General features: G+C 40.6%; 3 protein-coding genes. All 3 read right to left on the bottom strand.

Annotation, left to right across the window (positions count from 1 at the left end):
* Window positions 1-940, bottom strand: a 940-nt coding sequence (locus tag AC4E7D_RS12655; RefSeq protein WP_490174151.1) for a CdaR family protein, incomplete at its 3' end; no start/stop codon positions are given.
* A 2-nt stretch (window positions 941-942) separates the two neighbouring features.
* On the bottom strand, window positions 943-1,959 hold the full coding sequence (locus AC4E7D_RS12650; RefSeq protein ID WP_490174150.1) for a glycosyltransferase family 2 protein: 1,017 nt from the start codon (window positions 1,957-1,959) through the stop codon (window positions 943-945).
* Window positions 1,960-1,993: 34 nt separating this feature from the next.
* On the bottom strand, window positions 1,994-3,730 hold the full coding sequence (locus AC4E7D_RS12645) for an acyl-CoA dehydrogenase family protein (RefSeq protein ID WP_490174149.1): 1,737 nt from the start codon (window positions 3,728-3,730) through the stop codon (window positions 1,994-1,996).
* Between the last annotated feature and the right edge of the window lie 119 nt (window positions 3,731-3,849).

Here is a 3,849-nt window from a genome sequence, read left to right as displayed (position 1 = left end):
GCAGGTATTCTACCTCCTCTACCATGACCTGAATACTTTGGACGCTTTCTGGTTGTTGGCTAAGGGTAACAGGTAAATACTTTACCCCCTCTTTTATATTGTTAAAATCCACCTCCAGTGTGAATTGAGAGGGTTCAAGTGTTTTCAGTTGTTCCAACTCGGCCCTGCACAGAACCGAAATGGTATTCGGAAAGATCTTAATCTCTGTATCCTCAGGCAAGTTTAAGACCTGTACCGGGATTTCAAGCAGTTTTTCAGAAAAACGAAAGACTTCCCCCTGAATCAGGACCTTCTCAGTTTCCATGCTGATGGACGTACTCATTTCGGGCAGGTTCAGGGCAACTTCCCTGCTAAAGTCCCTTTCAAGTTCTATCAGCTCCAAGGGTTCTGTTGTTACTTCTTTGATGTTTTTGACCTCATTTTCAGGGCCCCGGATGATAATGCTATCGGGACGCACTTGTACGGCTCCTTTCATCATATAATTCTGGGCGAGTGTCACTTCTACAGCTGCCCGGACGGGGACTTTTCTGGCCATCAGGGCGTACATTTCTAGAAAGAGCGTATCAGTATCTACCTCTTGTACACTAACGGCTCCGGAAAGTTGCTGCTCCATTTGCCGACGATACACCGCCGGAGCGATATAATAACGGTTTCCCCTGATTCGGGATTGAGAAACATCAATACTGATCTGATTCCGCTTAAAACCAGAACTCAACATCTGAAAACCACTGGTCTGTATCCTTGCAGAAATATTGTCTTTTGAGGCCTTCGTGAGGAGCAGTGAATCCGGCACCTGTACGAATACCAATTCATAGGAGGTCCGTTCCGTATAGTTTTCCGATAATTTACTGATCAGCCAGATCAGGAAGGAGCACAACAAAAACACAAGGAAGATCTGTAACTTCCTCTTGTCAACAGCAGTATTGTTTTGTTCGCTCATGCCTATACCTTCTTAAAGAACAACCCGGGAAAAATATCCTGAGGTTCCTTCCCACTAAAGTTAACCAAGATCGTTGATTTAAGAAAACCTATACCATAAGCTGTGAACTGGACCAACAAGGCATAAAGGGCAAAAATGGCCACTAACAGGTTCCCGTACCTAAATAGGCAGTCGAGGAACAGGATGGCGAAATAGGTAGCATAAAGGAGTATCGGCCCGTAGATGCCCAACCCAACCAATAGCAATGAGGCCAGTAGCCCCAGGATAAATAAACTCGGGAACCAATACGATAATTTAGCTGATCCTCGGTGCCATCGATTCAGGATGGGCCGGACCAGGCCAAATTTGTTCATTTGTTTGTAAAACTTACCGAAATCTATTCTTCGCTTATGATACACAAAAGCTTCTGGTATTAAGCGTGTTTTAAAACCCTTTTTCCACATACGCAGGCTCAAATCCGGATCTTCCCCGGGGTGTATATCCCCAAACCCTCCGGTTGCTTCAAAGGCTTGTTTAGACAAGCCCATGTTAAAACTCCTGGGCTGGAAGTTTTTTGCAGCTGCAGCGTGCCCCCTGATCCCCCCCGTGGTAACCAGGGAAGTCATAACGTAGTTAATGGCTTTTTGCAATGGGCTAAACTGTTCGTGATAGGTGTCCGGACCCCCAAAGCCATCCACGGGCTCTCGCTTAAGGGATTCTGCTACCGTTTGCAGGTATGACGGAGGCAGCATGCAGTCTGAATCGAGAAGGATGAAATAGTTGCCCTTTGCTTTACGCATCCCATAGTTCCTGGAGTCGCCAGGACCGCTGTTGGGTTTAAACAGATACGAAATATTTAGCTGTTCTTCGTACAGGCCAACAATGTCCTCCGAAGTTTGCTGAGACCCATCCTCAACAATTACTATTTCAAATGGTTTGGCAAAAGTTTGATTTGAAAGACTTTCTAACAGCTCCCTTATTTCGTTAGGTCTATTATATACAGGGATAATAAATGAAAAAGAAATATCTTTTGTTTTCATTAGTTCAAACAAAAGTAACTAATCCATATCGTATTTAAGACACTTCCTCTAAAACCTCTTCTGGTTTTAAGACCCTGTATAATTCCAACTCAGAAACTTCAAAATTTTCAATAAACTTATAACTCTCAAAGTTTTCAGCACTTACAAGATTTACAAACAATCTTGCCGTATCTGAAAAGGTTTCATTTTTTTGACTATTCAGGACCAAAAGGTAACCCATAATTATGTTCCCAGCCATTTCAACTAAACGTCTGGAATGGAAATCCAATAATTCATTATTATCTAATTCAATGACCCTATTTGTAATAGATTCGTAGGATTCAGTCATTTTGTGAAGTTTGGTTCTAATCTCACAGTTTTTATCTGAAACCTGAGTGTCATAGCATTTTATCTGCTCAATAAACACTCCAGTTGTTACGCCTTTTATTGCAGCAACTGCTTGTAATTGAGAAGTTCCTTCATATATTGATGTTATTCTTGCATCTCTATATATTCGCTCTATTGGAAAATCCTTCATAAATCCTGTTCCGCCATGAATTTGCAGTGAATCGTAGGCCATTTTATTACAAGCTTCACTCGATGTTAATTTTAATAGTGGAGTAAAGACATTTGCTAATTTCATGTAATGTTTCATTTCCATGCGCTCTTCTTTCTCCAAGCGCCTTTCTTTCATAGCTTCTTCATAAGCTTTCGTCATGTCAACAAACAATGTCGTTTCATATAACAACGAGCGTAAGGCGTGAATTTTCACCTTCATATTTGTTATCATTTCATAAACAGCCGGAAAGTTTAAAATCACTTTTCCAAATTGCGCTCTATCCTCAGCATATTTCAAAGCTTCTCTATAGGCAGCATCGGCAATACCAACCGATTGCGCTCCAACACCAAGTCGTGCAGAGTTCATTAATGCCATTACGTATTTTATCAACCCAAAACGTTCTTTACCAACCAATTCCGCAGGTGCGTCCTTAAATACTAATTCGCAAGTCGGTGACCCCTTGATACCCAATTTTTTCTCTAAGTGCCTTATCTGTACTGCATGGTCGTTTCTATCGTAAATAAACAATGACAAACCACGAGCATCTAATGTATTTGGTTCTGATCTTGCAAGTACTAGAGAAATATCAGCATCTCCATTGGTAATAAATCGTTTAACACCGTTTAGTTTCCAAGTGTTTTCCTTTTCATCGAAAGTTGCTTTCAATTTTACTGATTGCAAATCTGAACCTGCGTCTGGTTCAGTCAGCACCATGGCTGCAGTTGCTCCATCTCTATTAAAACGAGGGAGAAATTTGTCTTTTTGTTCTTCTGAACCAAACTCATAAATAGTCTCAGCGCAATCCTGTAATCCCCAAATGTTCGCAAAACCGGCATCTGCCCTGGCTACCATTTCCGCAGCCATTACATAAGGTAGCATAGGGAAGTTTAAACCATCGTATTTTCTGGGTAATGCCATGCCTATTAATCCTGCTTTATAAAGTGCCTTATAGTCTTCTGTAGTTCCCTTGGCATAAACTACTTCATTGTTCTCAATATGAGGTCCTTCTAAATCTACAGACTCTGCATTTGCTGCAATTGTATTGGCGCAGATCTCACCGACTATATCTAAAACTTTTTCGTAATTATCTATTGCATCCTCATGGTTTAAGGGTGCATAATCATACTCTTCTGCTTCTTTAAAATTCTTTTCTTTTAGTGCTACAATTTTTTGAAAAAGAGGATGCCTCAAATGAAATTTAAAATCCGGTGTATCGTGAAAAAAATTATCCATTTTCTATTTTTTTAAATTTTGAGTTAATCTTAACGCTGCATTATAAAGACTTACTTGGCGTTTGCTTTGTAAAACTTGATCATCTTAGGAATTACAACCCCTAAATCACCTTGAATCAC

It is taken from the genome of Lentiprolixibacter sp. (assembly GCF_982873095.1).
This window is presented reverse-complemented; position numbering and strand designations above follow the sequence as displayed.

What these genes read in the sequence shown, in the direction of transcription:
- AC4E7D_RS12650 (WP_490174150.1), bottom strand. Translation starts at nt 1,959, where the DNA reads ATGAAAACAAAAGATATTTCTTTTTCATTTATTATCCCTGTATATAAT.
- AC4E7D_RS12645 (WP_490174149.1), bottom strand. Translation starts at nt 3,730, where the DNA reads ATGGATAATTTTTTTCACGATACACCGGATTTTAAATTTCATTTGAGG.